Source organism: Helicobacter sp. MIT 01-3238, assembly GCF_003364135.1.
Classification (GTDB): domain Bacteria; phylum Campylobacterota; class Campylobacteria; order Campylobacterales; family Helicobacteraceae; genus Helicobacter_B.
Map to the genome: position 1 here is coordinate 1 of NZ_NXLN01000055.1, position 1,282 is coordinate 1,282.

1 protein-coding gene is annotated in these 1,282 nt (G+C 37.9%); it reads left to right on the plus strand.

The window, feature by feature from the left end; genetic code table 11:
- The coding region (locus tag CQA40_RS11360) for a hypothetical protein (RefSeq protein WP_181882934.1) at positions 1-1,282 on the plus strand (1,282 nt) is incomplete at both ends.

Below are 1,282 nucleotides of genomic sequence, written 5' to 3' on the forward strand. Positions count from 1 at the left end.
TCTATCTTTGCGAGTGCAAAAAGGACATATCAATATTGATTCACTAAATGCTAGCAACACTACCACACTCACACTTCTATCTAAATCCCTAAAAATCAATAAAGCACTTTATGCGAATAATCTCTCCATACTGCTAGGAAGCAATGATATATCTTTGAGTGATAAGGGGGCGTTGCTTCTTTGGCAACCATTGCAAATAGCAAACACACCAAATGCAAAAAATACCATAAATGACAAAACTAGCACAAGCCCGCAAACTAGCACAAGCCCGCAAAGTAGCACACAATCAAATACCGCACAAACAAGTTTGCAAAGAAATCAGCATCCAAATGCGCAACCAAGCTTGCAAGCTAATGCAAATCCACAAAATAGCAAAAAATCTAATCAAGAATCCACACAAGAGATTGCACCACAGCCAAATAGCACAAATGAAGTCCTAGCCCTTGATATTGCTTATCTAGGAGGAGTGTTTGCAAACTCTATCTATCTAATTGCAAGTGATGAGCACTCTTTGGTGCAAAATAGTGGCACTATGGCTACACTTCCTTCAAACACACAGGGCGATAATGGATTTTATATTGATATAAATGGTAGATTATCCATCGCCACAAAAACAAACGAAATAAATCAAACAGCACAAGTAAATCAGGCAACACAAACAACAAAAGAAAATCAGGCAAATCAAGTAAATCAAGCAAACCAATCCGCCAATCAAACCAAGCAGATAAGTAAAGCACTCTACTCACATAATGCTACACAATCACATATATCTAATGATTCTAATCAATCAAACTCAAATACCATAGCCCATAGCATAACTCACACAGACAACACAAACACCACAAATCACGCAGCTAGCATAGCTCCCACCATATATGCCACTTTACAGCGCACCCAAGATACTAAAAATTCCACAAATACTCAAAGCACTATAAGCACCACAAATACAGCAAACACTACCCCATATAATACCACTGATACCACATCTTATCCCACTACAAATCCCACAGATACTACAAACATCACTGACACTACACACACTACTTCTAGCACTACTGCTTCGCTCTATGCTTCTAGCACTCTAAGCATATTTGCAAAATCTATCACAAACACTAGCTCAACTATCTATGCAGGCAATACACTCTCTATGAGGGTAGATACTTTAGAGAATACACAAGGCAGCATTTATGCCCTAAATACTCTATCTATATATGCAAATACCATAAATAATATCGGTGTAGCTAGCACCAAGACATATTTGCAATCTAAGCAATACCTAACA